This window comes from Thermogutta sp. (assembly GCF_014359955.1).
Classification (GTDB): domain Bacteria; phylum Planctomycetota; class Planctomycetia; order Pirellulales; family Thermoguttaceae; genus Thermogutta.
This window is the reverse complement of the sequence record NZ_JACIYL010000534.1, coordinates 1-3,105: the sequence shown is the minus strand read 5'-3', so window position 1 is coordinate 3,105 and position 3,105 is coordinate 1. Positions and strand designations below refer to the sequence as shown.

Below are 3,105 nucleotides of genomic sequence, written 5' to 3'. Positions count from 1 at the left end.
GAAGGTTTTCCTCAACCAGGTAGGCTGTTTTATGCGCAGTTCCGGAGTTCCGGATGGCGCTTTCGTACTACCGCGGTAATTCCTCCTTCTCTGCCTCGGTAACCTGGTCCGGTTCGCGGGCCGTTCATTTCGTCAAAATGACATACAGGCAGTCGCGGGGAACATCCAGCATGACCGCACCGCCTTGGTGCTCCAGGGAGACTTCCTCGCGGGGATAGCCATCGACGTCCAGAACGATCGCTCGTTGCAGCGACGGGTTGTCCAGCGCAAGCTTGACCCGGTTATCCGCCAGTCGCCATGGTGGTCGCCCTGTATCGAGAATCTGCTTGCCCCGGAGCTTCTGCCCTCCCGATTCGAAAGTGGCGTCACGCTCGGTCCAGCCAGTCATTCGGGCAGTGGTTCCGAGCTGAACGAGGACCTTCTCCGAGTCCCGCAATGGGCGGTTGTCCATGGCCACAATCATGATCGTGGCGTAATCGTTGTCGGAAGTAAGTGTCACGTCGTCAAAACGGAACCGCCCACCTGCACGCTTGAGAAACCCTGTGCACCCCTGGCATTTGGGCGTGTTCACCGTGCAGACCCCGTTGCGAACATCCAGGGTGATTTCCCCCGTCATACTGCGGACAATGCCTTTTTCTCGATCGATATAACGGGATAGATCAACGACCCGGCTGTTCTTTTCCTGGCCGTCAAATTTAACATGAACCGGCCCCACAAAAAACGCCAACCGATCCACCTCCTGCTTGATCGGCGATTGAGGAGCAAAATCCCCGGGGTCCCGATTAGGATCAAATTTCCCCGCTTCCGCGATGATGGGGACGCGTCGCTCCCACATCCCCTGGAGACTTCGCTCTTCGTACACGGCGGGCTCGTCCGCCGGTCGAATGTACCCCAGCCTGTAGGCAACGGCCGCGGCAGGGAACATCCCCGCCTGAGTCGGAACAGAGCCTTCCCATTTTTTGAGAGAGTTAAGCCCGCCTACTTTCCACCACGGCCAGACGGGATCCGTTGTCCAGAATTCGTCGCCGTATGAGAACCAGTAAAATGCGTCAACCCCTGTCAGCGACATGTACACCGCAGCCAGGAACGGCCCCTCTGTCTGATATAATCCCGGGTGGACCCAGGCCACCTCGGTGAGGATCATCGGTTGGCCCACCGTTTGCTTGAGGGCGCCAGGGAATTCGTCCGGATTGACCAGGCACGATTGACTCAAATAGAAGTGGTTGGGATCGATCCGCCAGCCGTTATTCGGGCCGATATGAATAACCCCCGTGTACCGATTGAGCGCCGAGACATCCATTGCGGTGTAGGTCCAGCGTTCACAATCCTCGAGTAGCACAGGATCGGCGGTCCGCCAGTTGGTCGCGTTCAAAAGTTGTCTGCATCCCAGCGTTTCGCGGTAATACTTCGCCATATCCGCGTAAAAGTCGTACTGGAGACGGCTCATGAATTCGAGTTGGTCGGCAAGCCGCTTCGCCCAGGCGGCATTGGGCTTCGGGGCCTGGGACGTCATCCGCCAGATGATTTCCATCCACATTTCGCCAGCCTCAGGGCGGTCTTTTTCGTGTTTGGCCCCGCCCCAAGCTGCCTGGGCCTTCTCCAGCGAGCCGTACTTCTTGACGAGAAACTTCGCGAACAGTTGGCGGAGCTTGCCGGCGAACGGTTCCCGAATGTTCTGAGAAGTCCAGAAGAGAATGCTATCCTCATTTTGCACCTGGATGATCGCCACGGTAGGATCCTGCGACAGGGGGATGCCCGTGTAGGGATTGGGGCGCGTGTAAAGTTCTTTCACCCAGGTTTTGTAGGCGTTCTGAAGTTTTTCTTCGAAGAAGATGAGCCCTTCCGGACCGGAATGCCCCGTGTACGTATCGAGTCCCCAGCTCGCCGGAATTTTCTGCGTGTGCGACCAGTAGGGAGAGATCGTCACGTAAATGCCGTGCTTTTTACACTCGGCGACATACCGCTGGATCTGATCGATGACCTTTTCATCCACGTCCGTCAATCTGGCCCCTTCTTTTTCCACACACAACTGGGCATGCACGCGCACCATATTCACCCCCAGTTTCGCCAGCCAGCGGAGATGTCGCTGCATCTTGTCGGGTTCCATCCGCCAGCCATAATCCACGACTGCCCAGAAGCGAATGGGCTGCCCGTCTCCGCGAACGAAACTCATTCCATCGGCGGAAAGCCGGATGAAACCTTTTTCCCCGGCGATTGGCTCATTGAGGTCACGAAGGTCGATGAGGGATCCGGGCCGGATGGGATCTTCACTCGGTTGGAACGCCCAGGTTCCGATCTCCGTCACGACATCCGCCTGGGTTTCCGGCGAGCCCGGTTTGGCCAGCCCCTTCGGCGAGAATCGCTCGTTGGTGAGAACGAACGCGTCCAGACCACCGTGGTGCTGCAATTCTCCATGGAAGCGGAAGGCAATGGTGTGTTCACCGGGAGCGAGCGTCACCCGCCCGGCATTGACCCAGCCAATGAAACGCAGATCGATTTTGCCGTCCGCCGCGATGTTGGTGACCTCCAGGGCATTGGAGAGATCCAGTTCCCGCCAGCCGCCACCGTCAATGCTGAGGGATACGCGAGTGCGTACCGGATTGATTCGCAGCCACAGAACGTATTCACCGCCCTCTCGCACACGGATTCGGTATTCGACGGTGCCTTCTTTCTCTTCTGAAAAATTGCTGATCCAGTCACCTCCCGAGAGGAACTCTTTTTTCACCTGATCATACCACCAAGGATGGCGGTTCATCTTTTGCGCCGTCGGCTGTTCCCCTTCTTGCCAGATGCTTTCGCCACAGGCGATTGTATAAATACAGACAACAAAAACCGCACTCGCTACAGATCCCACTCGCATGTTTTGCCTCCTCGTTCCGGAAGGACCACACTTGGAAGGGCACCAAAAAACGGCAGGGCCACTCACGATGCCAGGCCTTTTCCCCAGCACGTTCGTGCACCCCGGTAATATCCGCATTCTGCGACTCGCTCGCACGAACTCGTCGCCCATCCTGGCCAGCTCGTCCACGGAACGCGTGTCGTTCTTGAGCACGGAGATGCTCAGGTCCCTCATCACGCTCACCCCTTCCCGGCGCTGTCTCTTCA

The 3,105-nt window shown here is 57.6% G+C and carries 1 protein-coding gene; it reads right to left on the bottom strand.

The window, feature by feature from the left end; genetic code table 11:
- Positions 1–124: 124 nt before the first annotated feature.
- Complete coding sequence (locus tag H5U08_RS14050) at positions 125–2,860, bottom strand: hypothetical protein (RefSeq protein ID WP_297034323.1); 2,736 nt, start codon at positions 2,858–2,860, stop codon at positions 125–127.
- Positions 2,861–3,105 lie beyond the last annotated feature (245 nt).

Coding starts and splice junctions, on each gene's coding strand:
- H5U08_RS14050 (WP_297034323.1), bottom strand. CDS start 2,860: ATGCGAGTGGGATCTGTAGCGAGTGCGGTTTTTGTTGTCTGTATTTAT.